General features: G+C 66.6%; 9 protein-coding genes and 5 pseudogenes. 11 read left to right on the top strand and 3 right to left on the bottom strand.

Annotated features, from left to right (window positions below; all coding sequences use genetic code 11):
• The first annotated feature begins 30 nt into the window (after positions 1–30).
• Positions 31–12711, top strand: a complete 12681-nt coding sequence (locus bpln_RS18785) for a hybrid non-ribosomal peptide synthetase/type I polyketide synthase (RefSeq protein WP_055139667.1) — start codon at positions 31–33, stop codon at positions 12709–12711.
• Positions 12708–13979, top strand: a complete 1272-nt coding sequence (locus bpln_RS18780; RefSeq protein ID WP_055139666.1) for an MFS transporter — start codon at positions 12708–12710, stop codon at positions 13977–13979. Before bpln_RS18785 ends, bpln_RS18780 begins: the two co-directional genes overlap by 4 nt.
• Before the next feature lie 16 nt (positions 13980–13995).
• Here the strand turns inward: bpln_RS18780 and bpln_RS34195 are convergent.
• Positions 13996–14178 (bottom strand): annotated as a pseudogene (locus bpln_RS34195) (transposase); the annotation flags it as partial.
• Between the two features lies 1 nt (position 14179).
• Between bpln_RS34195 and bpln_RS18775 the strand changes: the two are divergent.
• Positions 14180–14875: pseudogene (locus bpln_RS18775) on the top strand (IS701 family transposase); the annotation flags it as partial.
• A gap of 200 nt (positions 14876–15075) precedes the next feature.
• Here the strand turns inward: bpln_RS18775 and bpln_RS18770 are convergent.
• A pseudogene (locus bpln_RS18770) lies at positions 15076–15459 on the bottom strand (transposase); the annotation flags it as partial.
• Positions 15460–15845: 386 nt separating this feature from the next.
• Between bpln_RS18770 and bpln_RS34190 the strand changes: the two are divergent.
• The 3 genes and pseudogenes from bpln_RS34190 to bpln_RS34180 all read left to right on the top strand — a co-directional run.
• Positions 15846–17474 carry an ATP-binding protein gene (locus bpln_RS34190; RefSeq protein WP_148654087.1) on the top strand — a complete coding sequence of 543 codons (1629 nt, stop codon included), beginning with the start codon at positions 15846–15848 and terminating at the stop codon, positions 17472–17474.
• A gap of 383 nt (positions 17475–17857) precedes the next feature.
• A complete protein-coding gene (locus tag bpln_RS34185; protein WP_244132047.1) occupies positions 17858–18007 on the top strand; it encodes a hypothetical protein in 150 nt (49 codons plus the stop codon).
• Positions 18001–18165, top strand: a pseudogene (locus bpln_RS34180) (IS66 family transposase); the annotation flags it as partial. The gene bpln_RS34185 and the pseudogene bpln_RS34180, both read left to right, overlap by 7 nt.
• A 113-nt stretch (positions 18166–18278) precedes the next feature.
• On the opposite strand, the pseudogene bpln_RS34175 reads toward bpln_RS34180, so the two are convergent.
• A pseudogene (locus bpln_RS34175) lies at positions 18279–18686 on the bottom strand (transposase); the annotation flags it as partial.
• Between the two features lie 380 nt (positions 18687–19066).
• On the opposite strand from bpln_RS34175, the gene bpln_RS18765 reads away from it, so the two are divergent.
• The 5 genes from bpln_RS18765 (at position 19067) to bpln_RS18750 (ending at position 21704) form a co-directional block, all read left to right on the top strand.
• Positions 19067–19753 (top strand): type 1 glutamine amidotransferase domain-containing protein, encoded by a 687-nt coding sequence (locus bpln_RS18765; RefSeq protein WP_055139664.1) that lies wholly within the window; start codon positions 19067–19069, stop codon positions 19751–19753.
• Positions 19750–20061 carry a DUF1330 domain-containing protein gene (locus bpln_RS18760; protein WP_055139663.1) on the top strand — a complete coding sequence of 104 codons (312 nt, stop codon included), beginning with the start codon at positions 19750–19752 and terminating at the stop codon, positions 20059–20061. Before bpln_RS18765 ends, bpln_RS18760 begins: the two co-directional genes overlap by 4 nt.
• A 271-nt stretch (positions 20062–20332) precedes the next feature.
• The gene (locus tag bpln_RS18755) at positions 20333–20761 is read left to right on the top strand and encodes a nuclear transport factor 2 family protein (protein WP_082465353.1); all 429 of its coding nucleotides are present in this window, start codon (positions 20333–20335) and stop codon (positions 20759–20761) included.
• Positions 20762–20802: 41 nt separating this feature from the next.
• Complete coding sequence (locus bpln_RS34170) at positions 20803–21300, top strand: DUF3331 domain-containing protein (RefSeq protein ID WP_148654086.1); 498 nt, start codon at positions 20803–20805, stop codon at positions 21298–21300.
• Complete coding sequence (locus tag bpln_RS18750) at positions 21297–21704, top strand: BON domain-containing protein (protein WP_244132046.1); 408 nt, start codon at positions 21297–21299, stop codon at positions 21702–21704. Before bpln_RS34170 ends, bpln_RS18750 begins: the two co-directional genes overlap by 4 nt.
• Positions 21705–21874: the final 170 nt, after the last annotated feature.

The following is a 21874-nucleotide window of genomic DNA, read 5'->3' as shown; positions in this document are numbered from 1 at the left end:
GTTTTCCGTCGACCGACACGCCAGACTTCCATGAACCTCGAAGAGCATCATTTCGCCACCGCCCTTGATGGCGCGGCCCATGCCAACCGCCTGCAGCCGACCGACGCGCAACGGCGTCTGTGGCTGGTGGCCGGCAACGACATCGCCTCCGCCACCTACAACGTGCCGTTCGTGATCCGCCTGCGCGGCCGGCTCGACGTCGACGCGCTGGAACGCGCCCTGGCGACGCTGCCGCAGCGCCATCCCCCGCTGCGTGCCCGCTTCCGCGGCGAGGGCGAGCAGTTCGTGATCGAGACCGGGCACGCCAGCCCTGCCCTGCGTCGGCTGGATCTCGCGGCCACGCCGGCGCAAGGCGTCGAGCAGGCGATCGACCAGCAGATCGAGCGCGAATCCACGCATGCCTTCGACCTGCGCACCGAGGCGCCGATGCGCTCGCTGCTGATGCGGGTCGACGATGTCCATCACGTGCTGCTGATGAACGTGCACCACGTCGTCTTCGACAGCTGGTCGCTGAGGATCCTTCTCGACGACCTGGCCACCGCCTACAACGCGTACCGTCTCGGCCAGGCACCGGAATTCGCGCCGCTCGACTACCAGCTGGAAGACGAGACGCCCGACGAGGCGGAGATCGCCTACCAGCGCGAATACTGGCGGGCCCGCCTGGACGATGCGCCCGCCCTGCACGCGATCCCGACCGATCGGCCGCGCCCGCGCGTGGCGCGCAACCGGGGCGCGCGCCTAGGCTTCACGCTCGATCCGGCGCTCGCCGAGCCGTTTCGCAAGCTGACCCGCGAGGCCGGCGTGACGCCCTACATGGCGGGCCTTGCCGCGTTCGGCGCCCTGCTCCACCGTTATTCGTCGGCCGGCGACATCGTGATCGGCAGCCCGTTCGCGAACCGCTTCACGAAGCTCGGCCAGGAGCGCATCGGTTTCTACTCCAACCTGCTGCCGCTGCGCCTGAGCTTCGAGCCGGCGACCAGCTTCAGCGCCCTGCTGGCCCAGACGCGCGACACCGTGCTCGACGCCTTCGACCACGCCAACCTGTCGTTCGACGAAATCGTCGATGGCGCCCGGCCGACGCGCTCGCTCGCGCACGCGCCGCTGTTCCAGGTGATGTTCGACATGGTGGGCGGCTCGCTGCACGCGTTCGCGCTCGACGGCCTCGAGGTCGAGGCCAGCCTGCTCGACACCGGCACCTCGAAATACGATCTCAACTTCGAGCTGGAGGAGCGCGCGAGCGGCTTCGCCGGCGTGCTCGAATACGATACCGACCTGTTCGACGCGGGGACGGCCGAGCGCTTCGTCGGCCATTTCGAGCGGCTGCTGGCGAGCGTGCTGCGTGCGCCCGAGGCGCCGATCGCGCAGTCCGCGCTGCTGTCGGCCGACGAGCTAGCCGAGGTTCGCCGCCATGCCAGGCCGGCCCGCCCGCTCGGCGAGGTGCCCTTCGTCTCGCTGCCACAGCGCATTCGCGACCAGGCGCGCGCCACGCCCGAAGTGGTGGCGCTGGTGCATGTCGACGAGCGTCTCACCTACCGGGAACTCGACGCGCGCATCGAGCGGCTCGCCACGCGCATCCGCGCGGCAGGCGTCACGCCCGGCCAGCGGGTCGCGACCTTCGTGTCCTACTCGCCCGACAACGTGATCGCCTACCTCGCGGTCGAGCGCGCGGGCGCGGTGTTCCTGCCACTCGCGCCGTCGGACCAGCGCGTGGCCGACAAGCTCGCGGACAGCCAGCCGGCCCTGATCGTCAGCCGACGCGCCGACGCGCCGGCGCTGGCCGGCCAGCCGGCCCCGCCCGTGCTGCTGATCGACGACGACGATGCCGGCCCGCTGCCGGTGTTCGAGCCGGTCCGGATCGAGGCGCACGACCCGGCCTACGTGATCTACACCTCGGGCTCGACCGGCAAGCCCAAGGGCGTGGAGGTCAGCCACGGTAGCCTGCACGCCTCGTTCTTCGGCTGGTGCGACGCCTATCGTTTCGGCGAGCGCGGCCAGCTGGTATCGCTGCAATTGCCCGGGCCGACCTTCGATCTGTATGTCGGCGACGTGGCCCGCGCGCTCGCCGTCGGCGGGCGGCTCGTGATGTGCCCGCGCGAGTGGCTGCTCGAAGCCGAGACCCTGCATCGCCTGATCGAGACCGAACGCGTGACCTTCGCCGATTTCCCGCCGGTCGTGCTGCGCCAGTTGATTCGCCATTGCAACGAGGCCGGCAAGCGGCTCGACAGCTTCGATACCCTGGTGTGCGGCGCGGACGTCTGGTTCGGCCACGAACTGCAGGCGGCCCAGGCCCTGTGCGCCCCGCACGCGCGCGTGCTCGGCTCCTATGGCGTGACCGAAGCCGCCATCGACAGCTCGGTGTTCGACCCGGCCGAGCATGCGCTCGCGCCCTTGAGCGTGGTGCCGATCGGCCGGCCGCTATCCAGTTGCGAGCTGTATGTCGCCGATTCGCTGCTGCAACTGGTGCCGGTCGGCCTGCCTGGCGAGTTGCTGATCGCCGGCACGCCGGTGGCCAACGGTTATCTGAACCGCCCGGAGCTGAACGCCGAGAAGTTCATCGAGGGCGGCTTCGACGAGGCCGGCCGCTTCGTGCCGGGCAGCGGCGCGGGTAGCATGCGGATCTACCGGACCGGCGACGTCTGCCGCTTGCTGGCCGACGGCACCATCGAGTTCCTCGGCCGTCGCGACAACCAGGTCAAGATCCGCGGTTTGCGGGTCGAGCTCGGCGAGATCGAGGGCGTGCTGGCCGAGCATCCCGACGTCGAGCAAAGCGCCGTGATCGCGCATGGCACCAATTCCGATGATCGGGTGTTGATCGGCTACGCGGTGTCGTCGACGTCGGCCGTCGCGCTGCTGGACTATCTGCGCGCCCGCCTGCCGGCGCACATGGTGCCGGTGGCGCTCGAACGGCTGCCCGAACTGCCGCTCACCCCGAGCGGCAAGATCGACCGCAAGCGCCTGCCGATTCCCGATTTCTCGATAGCCCAGGCCGAACGGACCGCCCCGCGCAACGCGGGCGAGACGCGCATGCTGGCGCTCTGGCAGGCCGTGCTCGGCGACACACCGCTCGGCGTGCACGACAACTTCTTCCATTGCGGCGGCCATTCACTGGCGGCCGCGAAGCTCGTCTCACAGATCAACCGCGCGTTCGGCACCGGCTGGAACATGAGCGTGGTGTTCGAGCGGCCGACCATCGCCGAGCTGGCGGCGCTGGCGATCGAGGAGATGCTGGCGGCGAAGTTCGAGGCCGCGCCGGACGCCGCCCAGGGTGCCGCCCCTGCCGCCGATCTCGCGGCGAACGCCGACCCCAGCCTGCTGTCGTTCGGCCAGCGCAGCCTGTGGTTCGTGGCGATGAGCCGCCAGGGCGCAAGCGACTACAACCTGCCGGACGCGCTGCGGCTCGAAGGCGAGCTCAACCACGCGGCGCTGGCCGCCGCGCTGCGGGACGTGGTGGCGCGCCACCCGATCCTGCGCACGACCTATTCGTCGTCGGTGCGCAACCTGCCGAACGCCAGCGGCGGCATCGACCACGAACCGTCGCTGGTGCTGCATGCGCAGATGTCGGCCACGCTCGACACGATCGAGGCGTTCGGCATCGATCCCGACGAACTGACCGGCCGGCTTCACGCCGAAGCCGCGCGCGCGTTCGATCTCACGGCCGGGCCGGTGTTTCGCGCCACGCTGTTCGTGCTTGGCGCGCGCCGTCACGTGCTGTGCATGAACTTCCATCACATCGCCGTCGACGGCCAGTCGCTCGCGGTGTTCTGGCGGGATCTCGAATCCTGCTACAACGCGCATGCGGCCGGACGCGCGCCGGCACTCGCGCCGTTGAGCGGCAGTCACGCGGCCCACGTGGCGCGTGAGCGCGCCTTCGTCGGCGGCAGCGCCCATGCGCGACAGATCGCGTTCTGGCGCGAACGGCTGGCGGCATTACCCGCGCCGCTCACGCTCGGCCGGCCGGCGCTGGCGGCCGCGCAGGCGGGCCGCGCCGCGTCGAGCACGGCTCGATTCGCGCTCGGCCGCGACCTCGCCGCGGCGATCGAAACCCTGGCACGCGAGGCCGGCTGCACGCCATTCGTGGTCTACACGGCGCTATACGTGCTGCTGCTGCGACGCGAAAGCGGGCAGACCGACGTGGTGACCGGCATTCCGGTATCGACGCGCCATGACGAGGCGCTCGAACACGTGATGGGCTTCTTCGTCAATACCTTGCCGCTGCGCGTGCGCTTCGACGAGCTGCCCAACTTCCGCGCGCTGCTGCAGCGCGTTCGCCAGCTCAGCCTCGAGGTGCTGGCTCATGCCGAGGTGCCGTTCGAGACGCTGGTGCAGGCATTGAACCCGCCGCGCACCCCGGGCCGCAACCCGATCTTCCAGACCAGCTTCACCTGCGACCTGGACGATGCGGCCACGCCAAGGCTGACCGCCTTGCAGGCGAGCCGTATCGCGATCGACACCGACAACGCCAAGCTCGACCTCGACATGTCGGTCGAGAAACTCGGCGGCACGGTGCAGTGCCGCCTGCTGTCGCGTCATCCGGGATGCGACGGCGACGAGCTGGCCCGCATCGGCGCGCATTTCGCGGCGCTCGCGCAGGCCGTGGTCGGCGATCCCGACATGCACTGGGACGCGCTCGCGATCGACGCCGACACGCTACCCGCCTCGCTGCGTCCGGCCGACAGCGGGCTCACCCTGCTGAGCCTGCTCGAACCCGGCATCGCCGAACATGCCGAGCGCGTCGCGCTCGAACGCGACGGCATGGCGATCCGCTATCGCGGCATGGACGCGCTGGCCGCCGCGCTGGCGCAGCGGCTCGCCGGGCTCGGCATCGCAGCCGGCGCGCGGGTCGGCATCTTCACCGGCAGCCACCCGCACATGGTCACCGCGATGCTCGGCATCCTGCGTGCCGGCGCCGCCTTCGTGCCGATGGACCCGGCCCAGCTCGATCGCGGCTGGAACCAGCATGTCGTGACCGACGCCGCGCTCGCGGCCGTCGTCAGCCGGGGCGAGCTCGCCGAGATGGCGGCCACGCTCGGGCTGCCGGTAATCGACCTCGACCGGCTCGACACCGCCGCGCCGGCGGCCGCGCCGCGCCTGCGCGCGCCGCGCCCCGACGACTGCGCCTGCGTGATCTACACCTCCGGCTCGACCGGCGTACCGAAGGGCGCCGTGCTTTCGCACCGCAACCTGGTCGCGACCTCGGTCGGCATCCGCCGGGCCATGCGCACCACGCCGGCCTCGCGCGTCGCGCAGTTCTTCGCGCCGAGCTTCGACGGCGTGCTGGCCGAGGTGCTGCCCGCGCTGATGGCCGGCGGCACGGTGGTGTTCGGCTCGCGCATGCAACTGCTGCCCGGGCCGGCGATGGTCGAGTGGCTCGCGCGCGAACGCATCACGCATCTCGCGATCGTGCCCTCGGCGCTCGGCCTGATGCCCCAGGCGTCGCTGCCCGAACTGGAAACCATCGTGATGGCCGGCGAGGCGACGCCTGCCGAGACCGCGCGGCGCTGGGCGCCGGGACGCAGGATGGTGAATTGTTATGGGCCGACCGAATGCGCGATCTGCGTGTCGATGTGCGAATACTGGGAGGAAAACGCGGCCATGGTGCTCGCGCCGCTCGACGGGCTGCGTTTCCACGTGCTCGATGAGACGCTGGCCGAGGTCTCGCCCGGCGACGCCGGCGAACTGTACCTGGGCGGCGACAGTATCGGCCATGGCTATCTCGGACTGCCGGGCCGCACCGCGCAGACCTTCGTGGCCGATCCGTTCGGCGCGCCCGGCGCGCGCCTCTACCGCACCGGCGACACCGTGCGCCGCATTGCCAACGGGCGCGTCGAATTCGTCGGCCGCGCCGACCGGCAGGTCAAGATCCGCGGCAACCGGATCGAACTCGACGCCGTGGCCGACGCGCTGAGCGCGATCCCCGGCGTTCGCCAGGCCGCGGCCCTGGCCCGCGTCGACCAGCACGGCCAGAAGGAACTGGTGGCCTACGTGGTGGCCAGTTGCAGCAAGGCCGAGCTGCTGGCGGCGCTGCGTGCCAAGGTGCCGCCCGCGATGGTGCCCTCCAGTCTCACCTTCCTCGACGCCATGCCGCTCGGCCGCACCGGCAAGATCGACATGAAGGCGCTGGCCGCGCTCAGGCCGTCGCATGATGCCGGCACGGCCGCCGTTGCGGCGCCCGCCGGCGGCTCGTCCACCATGGCCGCGCCCTTCACGCCCGCCGCCCCGGCGCCTCGCGCCGCCGGCGCCCGGCGCGCCCCGCGCGTGCCGACCGCCGAACGCGTCGCCGCGCTGTGGTGCGAGCTGCTCGAGCGCGACGCGATCGAGCACGACGAGAACTTCTTCGACGCGGGCGGCCACTCCTTGCGCGCGGTGGCCCTGCATGCCCAGCTGGTCGAGGCATTCGGTCCCGCCGTCACGCTGACCGACATCTTCGCGTATCCGACCATCGCGGCGCTCGCCGCGCAGATCGACACGCTGCTGCCGCCCGAGTCGCTGCTCGACGCGCTGCCGGACGAACTCGAGGCGACACCCGCGGCCGCGCCCGAGGTCGATCATGACGCCATCGCGATCATCGGCATGGTCGGCCGCTTCCCCGGCGCGCCGGACCTGCCCGCGTTCTGGCGCGGGCTGCTCGCCGGCTACGAGGGCGGGCGTTTCCTCAGCGAGGAGGAATGTCTCGCGCTGGGCGTGGACCCGGCGCTGCTGCGCAATCCGAATTTCGTGCGGCACGTCTCGCCGCTCGACGGCGCGCCCGATTTCGACGCCGGCTATTTCGGCCTGTCGCCGCGCGAAGCCCAGATGATGGACCCGCAGCAGCGGCTGTTCCTCGAAATGGCGCACGAGCTGCTCGAACGCGCCGGCTACGGCAACGACGCCAGCTCGCGCCCGGTCGGCGTATTCGCGAGCTGCAGCTTCAGCCACTACCTGATGCAGAACGTGGTGCCCAACCTCGGCCGCCTCGACCTCGATTCGAGCCACCTGCAGTTCGGCAACGACAAGGATTTCCTGGCCACCCGCACCGCCTACAAGCTGAATCTGCGCGGGCCGGCCTTGAGCATCAGCACCGCCTGCTCGTCGTCGCTGGTCGCCATCCACCAGGCCTGCGCGAGCGTGCGCAACGGCGAGACCGAGATGGCGCTGGCCGGCGCGGTCTCGCTCGACCCGGATACGATCGGCTACCTGCATGCCGAGGGCGGCATCATGTCGGCCGACGGCCACTGCCGCCCGTTCGACGCCAGCGCCGGCGGCACCACCAACGGCAGCGGCGGCGGCCTGGTGCTGCTGAAGTCGCTGGCCGCCGCGCGGCGCGACGGCGACACGATCCATGCCGTGATCCGCGGCTCGGCGATCAACAACGACGGCGCCGACAAGGTCAGCTACACGGCACCGAGCGTGGCCGGCCAGGCCGCCGCGATTCGCGACGCGATGCGTGCCGCGCGCGTCACGCCGGATACGATCGACTATGTCGAGGCGCACGGCACCGGCACGCGGCTCGGCGATCCGATCGAGGTGCGCGCGCTGACCGACGCCTACACCGAGCTGGCCGTCGACGGGCCGCTGCCCGCGGGTTCGTGCGCGCTCGGCTCGGTGAAGGGCAATATTGGCCATCTGGACGCCGCCGCGGGCATGGCGGGCCTGATCAAGATCGTGCTGTCGCTGGAGAACGGCACGCTGCCGCCGAGCATCAACTGCAGCACGCCGAACCCCGAAATCCGCTTCGAGCGCACGCCCTTCTCGGTGGTGACGCAGGCCCGCGCCTGGCCGCGCCGCGCGGATCGCCCGCGCCGCGCCGGGATCAGCGCGTTCGGCGTGGGCGGCACCAATGCGCACCTGATCGTCGAGGAAGCGCCGCCGGCCGGCGACGCGCGCCGGCATCCCGGCGCCGACGCAGTGCAGCTGGTGCCGCTGTCGGCCCGAACCCCGGCGGCGCTCGCGCGGCAGGCCGAGCAGCTCGCCGAGTACCTGGCGAGCACCGCCGAGGCGAGCGGCCACGGCGCGGCGCCGCGCGATGTCGCCTATACGATGCAGACCGGGCGCAGCGCCCACCGGCATCGCGCCTTCGCGTTGAGCGACGGCAACGGCCGGCTGGTCGAGCCGTTGCGGCTCGCGGTGCGCAACACGGCCGCGCAGCGCCGCGCCAATCCGCCGGTGGTGTTCCTGTTCCCCGGACAAGGCAGCCAGTACCTCGGCATGGGCGCCGATCTTTATCGCGCCGGCGGCGCGTTCCGCGACGCGTTCGATCGCTGCGCGGACGGCTTTGCGCGCCATCTCGATCGCGACCTCCGCGATTTCGTGCTCGGCCCGGCCGACGACGCCGTGCTGCGCCGCGAATTGAACGAAACGCGCTATACCCAGCCCGCCCTGTTCGCGCTCAGTTACGCGCTGGCCTGCCAGTTGCGCGAGTACGGCGTGGTGCCGAAGGCCGTGATCGGCCACAGCCTGGGCGAACTGGTGGGCGCCTGCGTGGCGGAAATGCTCGATCTCGACGACGCGCTGGCCCTGGTCGCGCGCCGAGCGGCCGTGATGCAGCGCCAGCCGGCCGGCGCCATGCTGGCGGTCGAAGCGCCCGAGTCCGCGCTGGACGACCTGCTCGCGACGGGTTGCGAGATCGCCGCCGTCAACGGCGTCGAATACTACGTGCTGGCCGGTCCCGAGGCCGCGATCGCGGCCGCCGAGGCCAGCTGCGCGCGCACCGGCCTGGCCTGCCGCCGGCTCGCCACCTCGCACGCGTTCCACAGCGCGTCGATGGAGCAGGCGATCACGCCGATCAACCTGGCCAGCCCGGCGCTGGCCAAGGGCAACGGCATCCGCTTGATCTCGAACCGCAGCGGCCGCTGGTTCGACGAGGCGGACCGCGCCGACGCCGGCTACTGGGGCGACCACGCGCGCCAGCCGGTGCAGTTCCACCGCGGCGTCGAGACCCTGCTCTCGACCCTGCGCGAGCCGATCCTCATCGAGGTCGGCCCCGGCCGCGCGCTGAGTTCGCTGCTGCGGCGGCGCGCCGACCTCGAGCCGGCGCGCCTGCTCACCAGCCTGCCTCACCCCCAGGAACGCAGAACGGACCAAGAAGTCCTCCTGAAGAGTCTCGGCACGCTCTGGACCCAGGGCGTGTCGATCGACTGGGCACGCCTGCATGACGGTCACGAGCCGAAACGCATCGCGTTGCCCACCTACCCCTTCGAACGCACGCGGCACTGGCTCGACCGCCCGGCGGGCGGCTCGATGTATGGCGCGGCGCGCGACGGCGCGCTGGTCTTCACGCGCGGCGACGGGCCGAACGGCAGCAGCGTGATGCGCTGCGAACTGCACGAGCAGCTCTGGTTCCTCGACGAACACCGGATCTTCGAGGGCGATGCGGTACTGCCTGGCACCGGCTGCCTCGAACTGGTACGGCGCGCGTTCGCCGCTTGGCGCGGCGTGGCCGAGCTCACGCTGTCGGACATTTATTTCCCTGCCGCGCTGGTGCTGCCGCGCGGCGGCCGCCGCGAGGCGCGCGTGCGCTTCGCCACGCGCGGCGCGACGCTCGAGTTCACGCTCGAAAGCCGCCAGCCTGACGAAGGCGGCGATGGCCATGGCGACGAATGGCTGCCGCACGCCACCGGCACGGTGGCCGCCTCGGTGGCGCCTGCCGCCGCGATCGACAGCCCCGCCGAGCTGCGTGCCCGCCACGCGATGGGCGCGCTCGACGCGGCGCGCCAACACTTCGCGACCGCCTTCGCCGAATACGGCCCGCGCTGGCACTCGGCGCAGGCCGTCTGGCTCGGCGAGCGGCAGGGCCTGAAGCACGGCCTGGCGCGACTGCGCCTGGATTCGGCATTCGCCGGCGACCTTCGCGAGCATGCCCTGCATCCGGCGCTGCTCGATCTCGCCACCGCGTTCCTGAACGTCTGCACGCGGCCCGATGCCGGCGCGATCCCGTTCCACTATGGCGAACTGAGGTGCCACGCGCCGCTCACCGCCGAGTGCTACAGCTTCGTGGTCGAGACCGCGCCGGGCCGCTACGACGTGACGATCTTCTCGGCCGACGGCGATCACGGCGCCCCCGTGGTGCTGGCCGAAGTCCGTGGCTATAGCCTGCGCCGGCTGCCGGGCGGCCCCGATGCGCGCCGCGGCCGCGATCTCGCGGACTGGTGCCGCGTGCCGCGCTGGCGCGACGAAGCGGCGAGCGCCGGGCGCGCGCGGCTCGATGCGCCGTGGCTGGTGTTCGCCGACGATACGGCCGTGGCCGGGCGACTCGCGGCCCACGCGCCGGCAGGCAGCCTCACGATCGTGCCGGGCGAGCGCTTCGCGCACGCCGATGCCGCTTGCATCACCCTGCGCGCCAATGCGGCCGACGACTACCGGCGTCTGCTCGAGTGGCTCGGCCAAGCGTCGATCGCGCCCTCGCAGATCGTCTACGGCTGGTCGGCCGCCGATCCGCTCGACGCCTTCGAACGGCTGGCGCTGCTGGTCCAGGCACTCGGCGCGCGCCACCTCGCGACCACGCTCACGCTCGTCACGCGCGGCTGGCGCACGGCGCAGGCCGCCGACGACGGCGCCGCCACCATGGCCGGGCTGTTGCAGGCCGTCAACTGGGAATTCCCGAAGCTGCTGGTGCGCCACCTGGATCGGGACGACGACAGCGACGCCACGCTCACGGCCCTAGCCGACGAACTCGCGCATGCCACCGTGCCGCGCGAGCAGGCCGCGGCGAGCACCCTCGCCTTCGCGGCCGGGCGTCGTCAGACGCTCCGCTATGTGCCGATCGAGAGCGAGGGCGAAAGCCTGGCGGTGCGCGACGGCGGCACCTACCTGATCACCGGGGGCCTGGACGGGATCGGCTACGAGATTGCCCACCATCTCGCCACGGCGGGACGGGGGGTGAAGCTCGGCCTCGTCAGCCGCTCGGGCCTCGATGGCCGCCACGCCACCGACACCCGCACGGATGCGCGGCGCCAGCGCGTGGCCGCGCTCGAACAGGCCGGTGCCGAGGTGCTGGTGCTGCAGGCCGACATCGGCGACGCGCAGCAGAGCGCACAGGCGTTCTCCGCGGTACGTGCCCGTTTCGGCGAGATCAACGGGATTGCCCACTCGGCCGGGCTGGAAGCCAGCGGCCTGCTCGGAAGCGGCACGCCGCAAGCATGGCGCCGCGTGCTCGGCCCCAAGGTCGACGGCACCCGGCACCTGGTCGCGCAACTCGGCGAGACCAGGCCTGACTTCGTGCTGTTGTGCTCCTCGCTCGCCTCGGTGCTCGGCGGCCTCGGCCAGGCCGACTACAGCGCGGCCAATGCCAGCCTCGACGCCAGCGCCCGCCACCTGCGCCGGCGCGGCATCCGGGCCGTGTCGGTGAACTGGGATGCCTGGGCCGAGACCGGCATGGCGCTGGCCTACGCCGCGCGGGCCGCGAAGGCCGGCAAGGGCGCCGCGGCCCCGATCCGGGGGCTGTCCAATCAGGAGGGCCGCGCGCTCTTCGCGCTGGCCGCCGCCGGCGGCGAGGCACAGGTCACGGTCAGCAAGTATGGCTCGATCGAGCGCCTGATCGAGCGTGAGCTGGCTCAACGCCATGCGGACAGCGGCGCACGCGCGGGCGAGAGCCGCCAGGACGGCGGTGCCGAGACGGTCGAGGCGTTTGTCTCGCGGCTCTGGCGCGACATGCTCGGCGTCGACGCCCTCACGGCCGACGACGATTTCTTCGAGCTCGGCGGCCACTCCTTGCTCGCCACCCAGCTGATCTCGCGAATCCGTGAACGCTACGACCACTGCCTCACGCTCGCCGAGTTCCTCGACATGCCGACCATCGCGCGCATCGCCGCGTCGATCGAGGCCGCCCAGGACCAGCCGCGGGATGCCAGGGAGCCCGCCCGTTCGGACGACCCGGCGATCCGCTACTGCATCGTGCCGCTGAATCGCGCCGGATCGAAGCCGCCGTTTTTCTGCGTGCCCGGGATGGGCGGCAACGTCACCCAGCTGTTGCCGCTCAGCGAGGCGCTCGGCAAGGATCGGCCGTTCATCGGGCTGCAATGTCTGGGGCTCGATGGCATCGCCGAGCCTCACGGCTCGGTCGAACAGATGGCGGCGCACTACATCGCCTGCATGAAATCGATCCAGGCGAACGGGCCGTATCATCTCGGCGGGCACTCGCTGGGCGGCAAGGTCGCCTATGAAATGGCGCGTCAACTGCTGGCCGCCGGCGACCAGGTCGGCCTGCTCGCGCTGTTCGATTCCGCCGCACCGCCCTACACCACCACCACGCGCATCGATGATTGCGTGGTGACCGAGGTGATCCTCAGCATCTTCGCGTACTACACCGGCAAGCCGGACATCCTGGCCGGCGCGAGCGCCGAGCAGTTGCGCGAGCTCAGCCTCGAACAGCAGCTCGCCGAGATCGAGGCGCGCCTCGAACGGCATGGCGTGATCCACGCCCAGACGGACGGCGGGGCGATCCGTGGCCTGTTCAACGTGTATCGCGCGGCTGCCGACCTCGGGCCCAGGTACGACCCGCCGAAGCTGCCGCTGCCGTTGCCGGTGCTGCTGTTCAAGGCGGCCGAGCCGATGCCGGAGGGCATGAACCTGCCCGAAACGCGCGACACCGAAGGCTGGGGCTGGGAGCATTTCACGACGCAGCCGGTGCGCGCCGTCACGGTGCCGGGCGATCACTTCTCCTGCCTGATGGAGCAATCGGTCGGCGCCGTCGCCACGCCGCTGCGCGCGGCGCTCGACGCGGGAGGTGCGCGATGACGGTCGAGCAGCGCACCATCCCGGCCGCGCCGGCGCAAGGCGCGCGCGAGATGGCCCCGGTCTCGGTGATCATGATCACGCTGGCGCTCGATGCGCTCGGCTTCGGGATCGCGATCCCCGTGCTGCCGGACCAGGTATCGGCCGTGATGGGCGGGCGCGAGGCCGGCACGCTGTTTCTCGGCGTGCTGGTGGCCTGCTATTCGCTGATGCAGTTCGTGTTCGCGCCGCTGCTCGGCGCCGCCAGCGACGCATGGGGCAGGCGCCCCGTCATGATGGTTGCCCTGGGCGGCGCGCTCGCCAGCAATCTGATGCTGGCGTTCGCACCCGGCTTCGGCTGGCTGCTGGCCGGCCGCCTGTGCGCCGGCGCGACCGCCGCCAGCGCGTCGGTGGCCACCGCCTACCTGGCCGACATCACCACGCCCGAGCGACGCGCGGCCCGTTTCGGGCTGATGGGCGGCATGGTCGGGCTCGGGCTGGTGGCCGGCCCCGCCTGCGGCGGCCTGCTCGGCACCTTCGGCGCCAGCGTGCCCTTTGTCGTCACCAGCGTGTTGGCGGCCGTCAACGTGCTGGGCGCCGTGCTGTGGCTGCCCGAAAGCCATCCGCCCGAGTTGCGCGTGCAGTTCACGGTATCGCGGGCCAACCCGCTCGGCAGCATGCAGCTGCTGCGACACAACGCAACGCTCAGACGCATCGTGATCGCCGCCTGCTTCGGCATGACGGCCTACGGGATCTTCCTCGCCTGCTTCGTGCTCAGCAATGAGTTGCGCTTCGGCTGGGGCTCTCGCGAGAACGGCATCGCGCTCGGCGCGCTCGGGCTCGGCATCACGCTCACCCAGACCTTCCTGATGCGCCACGTGGTGGCCCGCTGCGGCGAGCGGCGCACGGCGCTGCTTGGTTATCTGCTGTTTATCGGCGCCTACATGGCATACGGCTTCGCCGCCTCGGTGACGATGATGGCGATCGCGATCGCGATGCACTCCCTGGCTCTCGTCAACGATCCGGCGCTTCGGGCACTGGTGTCCATCGAGGCGGGACCGAGCCGCCAGGGTGAATATCTTGGCGCCATGGTGTGCCTGATGGAGCTTGCGGCCACGATCGCGCCCTTGCTGGGGGCGGCCATGCTGCATTACGTGCAGCGCAGCGCGGCGCCGGCCCACTATCTCGGCTTGCCGTTTTTCGTCGCAGCCCTGCTTTACCTGTTTGCATTCGGCGCGCTGCTGCTGGAGCACTCGGACAAGGCCAATGCATTACGTGCGAAACGATCCTAGAGAGTGTTATGCACTTTCAAAAATACTGGGCCGCGCGAGTGAGCATCAAGGAGACAAAGACGACGAAGTGCAAGCCGGCCAGCGTTTCAGGCAGACGCTCGTAATCACGCGCCAGCCTGCGAAAGCGATTGAGCGAGCCGAAGCTGCGCTCGACCACCCAGCGTCGTGGCAAAAGCACGAAGCCTTTCTTCGCTTCGGGTATTGATCGCGAGCTGTATGTGCCCAAGGCGTGGACCGACGACCGTATGCGCTGCAAGGCAGCGGGCATTCCCGAATCGGCGGAGTTTGCAACGAAGCCGCAACTCGCGCGCAGCATGCTTGAACGGGCGCTGGATGCAGGCGTGCCGTGTGGCTGGGTTACGGGTGATGAAGCTTACGGCGGCGACCGTCATCTCAGGTTGTGGCTCGAATCACGAGGCCAGTCATTCGTGCTGGCCGTCGCGAAGAACGAACCTCTGTGGTGGCAGGATCCCGACTACGTACGTGCCGAGCAGATCGCCAAATCCCTGCCGGCACGGGCGTGGCGACGCCTGTCATCGAGTGCAGGTGCCAAGCGGGAGCGCCTGTATGACTGGGCACTTACACCGCTGTGGCGTTTGCAGATCACCGCCGAAGCGCGTCGCTTCGGACATGATCTGTTGGTACGGCGCAGCCCCGATGAGAAACGCGAACACGCGTATTACGTCGTGTTCGCGCCGCGCAGCAAGGCGACAAGGCAAACCTTGGTCAACGTCGCGGGTCGGCGCTGGGAAATCGAAACGGGCTTCGAGGCAACCCAAGGCGAATGTGGGCTTGACCACTACGAGGTGCGCCGGTGGCATGGCTGGTATCGCCACATCACGCTATCCCTACTGGCGCATGCCGTGCTCGTAGCCCTGAGGGCACATGGCAAAAAAACACCTGAAGGTTCGGTGCCGCTTAGCGTACAAGAGATACGTAGGCTGCTATGCCGGCTGCTATGGCGAGGCACATACTCCGTCGAGTACGTGCTGGCGTGGTCCACATGGCGCCGAAGACACCAGTATCGCGCACAGCAATGCCGCTACCGGCGACGGGGTGGCGTACCTCCCTCTTCGTTCTATCTACGGCTGTGGTATTAGTGTCGCCAACACAAGTCATCCACGAATCTGGAGCAGATGACGGCGGCAGCCAGGACAAGCAGAGCGGTATGAATATCGAGGCGTCGTTCGAAGCGAATTCGAAGCTTGCCGAATCCGGCGAACCAGGCATGCGTGCGCTCGACGACCCAACGATGCCTCCCCAGCCGTTCGCTGCTTTCGATACCGCGGCGTGCGATACGAGCCTTGATGCCGCGCTGTCTCAGAGAACGTCGGCAACGCCCGAAGTCATACCCTTTGTCAACGTGCAGTTTGCTCGGGCGCTTGCGTGGCGGACCGTTCAGCCCGGGTACCGCAGGAATGGCATCGAGCGTGGACTCGAATGCCATCGAATCGTGGCGGTTGGCCCCCGTGAAAGTGAGCCACCTGAATCTGATCTGACAGTCACGCACTGTCGGAACGGGTAACTGTCGGATCGGGTTGCGACTTCTACACTTCAAGGACGGCACTCCGGTGATAGAGAGCACACCGGCTCCTCAAGCGCTGGCCGCCTGATCATGCCAACCGACCCGCATACACCACTCGTGACGATTTTTAGCCGCCGACAGGGTTACAGGTAGAATGAGCGCCGTCTCCCTTATCTACTTGCCGAGCGGGCCGATCCAGCCTCGCCTGCATCCGTAAGGATTCTGTCAGGCCCGGCGGATCGGTGACTCGTCGGGTTGCTGACGCTCTTGGGCAGGCCTCCGGCTTGGATGATTTCCGTGCACGCAAAGCGAAATGAGGGCGTCTTGTCTTGGTGAACGACATGCAATCGCAAACTGTCGATGAGGGATCTTTCGTATTTGGACCTTTCGTGTTTCTGCCCGATCGCCAGTTGCTCCTGAAAGATCAGAAACAAGTTCGAATCGGCTCTCGCGCGGCGGCGATCCTTCATTTGCTTGTCTCTCGCGCGGGCGACCTGATTACGAAACAGGAGTTGGTTTCACATACCTGGCCCAGCACCTTCGTCGACGAATCGAATCTTAAGGTTCACATCAGCAGTCTGCGCCGATCTCTTGGAGAGAGCCGCTCTCAAGTCACATACATCGCTACGGTGACGGGCCGCGGCTATCGTTTCTTGGCGCCGGTTCTTATCACGAGAGAGAGAGAGCCTGGCGAATTCACGGTCGGCTTGAACAGGGCTGACGTTCCGCCCGGCGCGAAGATCGTTGGACGTGACAGCGAGATACAGGGCGTGAAGCGTGCGCTTGACTGCGAACGTGTCGTCACGCTTGTCGGACCGGTTGGGGTCGGCAAAGCCTCCGTTGCACGAGCGGCAGCCGCGGCGGTAGGAGCAAAATTCAGCGGGGGCTCATGGGTTGTCGACTTTTCGATGATGGCTGAGCTAAGCGACGCAGCGAATTATATCGCGGGGACGCTGGGCCTTCGGGCATCTTCTGCAGATATGACTGCACCGTTGCTAGACTATCTGCAGCATCGGGAGGCGCTGTTAGTACTGGACCATTGTGAGCGCGTGACCGTTTCCTTGCGACTTTTCATGTCCCGCCTCGCTGCTTCTTCGAGCCGGTCGAGAATCCTTGCAATCAGTCTTGAACCGCTGCGTGTACCGGGAGAATGCGTCCACCGGATCGGGTTGCTTCCGTACCCGGGCGAGCAGGAAAGAATGAGACTTTCCAGGAAAGAAGCGCTTCGATACCCAGCTGTGCTTATGCTTGCTGAGCGAGCTCACGACCTGGCTGGCTATGAACTGGCAGACGAAGACCTCCCAGCGATCATTGGCCTGACGCAGATTACCGACGGCAGGCCCCGCTCGATAATGAGCGCCCTGTCTAACCTGCTGTTTCACTTTTCGTTTGTTGAAATGCTGGACATTGTGACGAGGCGTGTCCTTCATGGCCCGCAGCCGGGAGAGCCGGACGACCCGCAATGCCTGATGTCCGGAAAAACAGATTTTGGATACGGCCGATTGTTGTCGGACGAAGCCGCACTGTTCAGAGCGCTTTCAGTTTTCTGCGGCAGTTTTTCGCTTGAAGACGCTGTTGCTATGACCGATCCGCTTGGGTGGGACCCACATCGGACATTCATGGCGCTTAGCAATCTCATCTCCAAGTCTCTGGTGTGGGTCGACATCACCGGCGGGTCTGTCACGTATCGTATCCTTGCCGCTGAACGGTTCTTTGCGCGAGCGCGGCTGAAGGAAGCGTCGGAAGATTGCAGGCGCGCGCGCACCATACATGCGCGGCTGATATCTGAGTTCATCCGACGGCCAGGGAATGAACAACCCTGGGACGAGCCTGAATCATGGCGTTGCCAGCTTCTCAGCAGTAGTGAGGGCCTTCGTGAGGCGATCGAATGGGCCTCGGGTGACACTGATACCAAGCTCGTGTCCAAACTCATGGAAGCTGCTGTCAGGCTACGCGGCGGGCCATCATAATTTGGCGTGGAACTGTCGAACTTACCGGGGCACACAATCACATGGATCGAGCCGTGACAATGTCATCCTGACCGCGCCGACGGTTGCCATCTTTGCGCATGGAGCCTCGCAATCCACGCTGCCTCCACGAGGCAAGGATCCAGCCTGGTTAGAGGCCGTCGGAATTGCAACGAATTTAAGAGACGCGAGAAAGCTACCGGCGGTCTTCACTCAGCGTGTCATATGTTACTGACGATGCACAGCGTCAAATGCGCGAGGCAACCGCGCGTTACTTTGCGTTGGCGGTGCGCTCGCTTGTAAGCGCCCGGTGAAGTCATCTTGTCCGTCCGCTTCCCGACCGGGAGGATCGTGTCCACTTCATTTTTAGTGGACACGTGTACACCATGGACGGAAACGAAGCTGAGGCATTGGAACAGATCGAGCCGATGCACCGACGTCGGCATAGCCGCGAGTTCAAAGAGAAGGTCATACGCGCTGCGATGCAGCCGAACGTGTCGATCGCAGCGGTCGCGTTGCACTATCGCCTGCGGTGATCTATGAGTTTGCCGACAGCCGTGCTGGCGAAAAGGCTCGCGCGTTCCTCGGCAAGTGGCGCGGCAAGCTGGTGTGCGACGACTACAGCGCGTACAAAGCCGGATTCGAGCTGGGCATCACCGAAATCGGATGTATCGCTCACGCGAGGCGGAAGTTCGGCTATGAAACTGCGCGACAACTCGGTCGACTGGGATATCGGATATGGCTTGGGTCCCGCGACGCGCGGCAAGGCAGCGCAGCAGTCTCTTCTAGTCTTACTGTGTCAATAAATCACTCTTGAACACTGAACAAAACGGACATCGCGGTAGCCGGCGCGCGATGTATGCAGCGATACGCCAGCGCAGCGTGGTGATGAAATCAGCCACGTGGCGTTGCGCGCACTGGGGACCCGCGTGGCACGCAATCCGAGGGTAAGGCAAATGGGTCGCGGATCGCGGAGTTTTTTTTACTGTCGCCTTGAACGAGGCGTTGAGCAACAAGAAACCCGTAGGCAGCAATACACAACGATGCGTGGTGATGGAATCCACGCCAACCGCGCCCTTCGAAGTGTCCCAGGCCGAATTCCTGCTTGAGATCCTGATAGTCCCGCTCGATACGCCAGCGCATCTTGGCAACATGAACCATGCGTTCGAGCGTCGTGTCCGGGGGTAAAGTCGAAAGCCAATACTTGAGTGGCTCATGCGCTGAGCGACAACCGCCATGGGCCGGAGTGCATTGCACGTCGTCGATGTAGCTGATGTTCGAGGTTGGCGCTTCGACCCTCGGTAGGCGCAAGTCGGATGTCGCAACAGGGTCGTTCGAGTCTGGTGCTTTACCACAATTAACTTTCTGAATGATAGGTCGTCCGCTAGAGTGAGCTCCAGCCTGTACTTCTTTCGGCGGCCTGCTTCGAACGCAAGCATCGAATCCTTGCGTCGCTGATTCGTTTTCCCGCTAGCTGAAGAAATATGAAGGCCTGTGACTACATGGCGAGGCGTCATGGGCGCATCGTCGATCTTATGGACCGAAGCTTGTCTCCGCCAAGCCGCCTTTCGACCGCAATCCTTAAGGAGTGTTGCATGAAAGTACTGATAGCGCTGACTTCTCACGACGAACTCGGTACCACCGGCCGAAAGACCGGTTTCTGGCTTGAAGAACTCGCTGCGCCTTATTACACATTCAAGAAAGCAGGCGCGCAGATTACCTTGGCGTCGCCCAAGGGCGGCCGGCCACCTCTCGACCCCAAGAGCAACGAACCTGCCAATCAGACTGATGATACCCGCCGATTCGAAACCGACGAATATGCGTTGCGAGCCCTGTCGAGCACTGAGCGTCTGGCGGATATCAAAGAGGCTGACTTTGACATGCTGTTCTATCCTGGCGGTCACGGGCCGCTATGGGATCTCGCGGAGGATCCGGCGTCCATCGCACTGATCGAAGCTTTTCTTGCAGCCCGCAAGCCGGTTGCTCTGGTGTGTCACGCTCCGGGTGTATTGCGCCATGTAAAGACCAGCGACGGTCGCCCCGTGGTAGAAGGCAAGCGCGTTACCGGTTTTGCAAACACGGAGGAGGAGGCGGTTGGCCTGACCACTATCGTGCCGTTTCTTGTCGAAGACGAACTCAAGGCGAAAGGCGGCATCTATTCGCGGGGGCCTGATTGGGGCTCCTATGTGGTTGAGGATGGATTGCTCATCACGGGGCAGAATCCTGGTTCCTCACCCGCAACCGCGCGCGCCCTCATCAGTGCATTGAGCGCCGGAAAATGACGGCGTATCTCGTCATCGTGCGGGAGCAGACGATTGATTCAACATCTCTCAGCCGCTATCGAAACCTTGCAGCGCTTGCGCGAGACAGGCATCCCTTGACTCCTTTAGCGTACTACGGCGAGCACGCGGTGCTTGAAGGGACGCCAGCCGAAGGCGTGGCGATTCTGTCCTTTCCAACCATGTCGGCCGCGCGTGCCTGGTACGGTAGCCATGAGTACCAGGCTGCGCTGCCTCACAGGCGCAAAGGCAGCGTTTCGCGCGTTCTCCTCGTCGCTGGTAACGACGAGACCGATAGCGCAACGGGCTAGGCTGTCGTGCCAAACCCGAGGAGATGGCTCGTCGCAATTCTTCTGACTCAACCGTTTTATCACATGGAGATCCAGATTGCATACGCAATTCTGTCCTCCGCTCCGCCGTGGTGGCGTCTCGTCCCGAGAAAAAGAGCACGCCCATCAGCCCCAGATAGCCAATGATTGCAAGTAAGTTTGGGTTTTGTCAGTCGGAGTGACGGCCGTCGGTGCTACGGCGCCAGGAACGTTACTGAGTGATGCCCCAAGTCGAAAAGAGGAAAAGGTGACCATGAATAAAGTTAGCAATGCAAACGAAAATGAAGCGGCGTGCATGGCGATCGTGCAACGCCTCTACGACGCATTTGAGCGACGGGATGCCACTGCCGCGCTCGCCGACATGGCGCCTGAGATTGAATGGAATGAGGCGGAAAGCTTTCTCTATTCGGACCGAAACCCATACCTGACTCCCGTAGAGGTGGCGGAAGGCGTATTCGGCAGGCTTGCAAGTGAATGGCTCGACTATCGGGCTACGGCCACGGAGAATCTTTTTGCGCATGACGTCGTCGTGTCGATCGGTCGTTCCACCGGCACCCATTTAAAGACAGGGAAACCGCTGGATGCTCAGTTCGTTCATGTCTGGAGGCTCCGAAGCAACAGGATTATCGGCTTCCAGCAATTCACCGACACGCTGCAATTCTGGCGCGCAGCGCACGTTTGACTTGACGTACAAAGTCCTGCGTCATTCGGAGGATCACCACCTTGCAAAACAACCGCCATTTCCAGGCTAGAGAGCAGCCGCGATCGACCTCGGCAATCTGGGATCACGTCATGCGGAACCTTTTGGGGCTTCCCCGGCAGGTGTTCGACGACGACACTCAAAAGAATGACGCGTCGTCACGGCACGCGCGCGTCCGAGTCTTGGAGCGCGTGAGCGCAAACACGATCGTTGTCCTCTGGCAGGATGCGACCCGCTGTCATTACAGCGATCAAACATGGATCCGCTGCATGACGCGTGTTCGTGGTGTCTGTGCTCTTCGCGGCGAAATCATCCGGCGGGGTGACGTCGTTTATAAGCCCCAGGCGCTTCGTCGCACAGTAGCGAACGGTCAGGCAATGATCCTGGCAAGTGAAGTCGCATATGAGCTCGCTGAGTTGGGCAGCGACGAGGTGAGCGCATCTATTTCTTCACAGAGCGCAGAGCGAAATTCGAACGGCGGTGGACATGGTGTCCGCCATCAAATCAGGAGATTCACATGAAAAACATGAACGCGCCGTTCCCGTACGTCGTCTGCATGGCGCTTCTCGTGCTAGTCAGTGGCACTGGTGTTGCATTTGCCGACGAGGCGAATATCGCATACCGGCCGGCGGTTCAGCCGTATGTGGCGCCGCCGAAAGACCCTGCAAAGGTGCAGCGCGCGGCGTTAAGAAAGGCGATCCGCGTTGAGAACCGCCATCTTGCCGCCAGCGTACGGAAGTCGCTGGTCAAGGGGGGCGGCATCGATACGGCGCACGTGTCTGTTCTGGCGAAGTCCGGGACGATAACACTTGCTGGGACGGTGCCGGAGGTATCGCAGATCGACCTCGCACAACAGCGGGCGCGGCAAGTTCCGGGGGTGACAGAGGTCTCGAACCGGTTGAGTCTTGGCAGCGAAGGACACTGAACCCGCATTGGCTTCCTGGCGGCTTCGCCCGGCGACGGGAGTACCTTAGCCGGTATGGCGCGATACGTTCTGCTCGACTCTGGCAACGTCTCCGACGCCTCTCTGCAGTGAATTTGCCTTTTTTCAATGCTTGTTATTCCTGCAAAGTGTGCGGGGGCAGCAAGACCCAG

This window comes from Burkholderia plantarii, assembly GCF_001411805.1.
Taxonomy (GTDB): Bacteria; Pseudomonadota; Gammaproteobacteria; order Burkholderiales; family Burkholderiaceae; genus Burkholderia; species Burkholderia plantarii.
The sequence above is the reverse complement of the archived record's forward strand: the minus strand, read 5'-3'. Positions and strand labels throughout refer to the sequence as shown.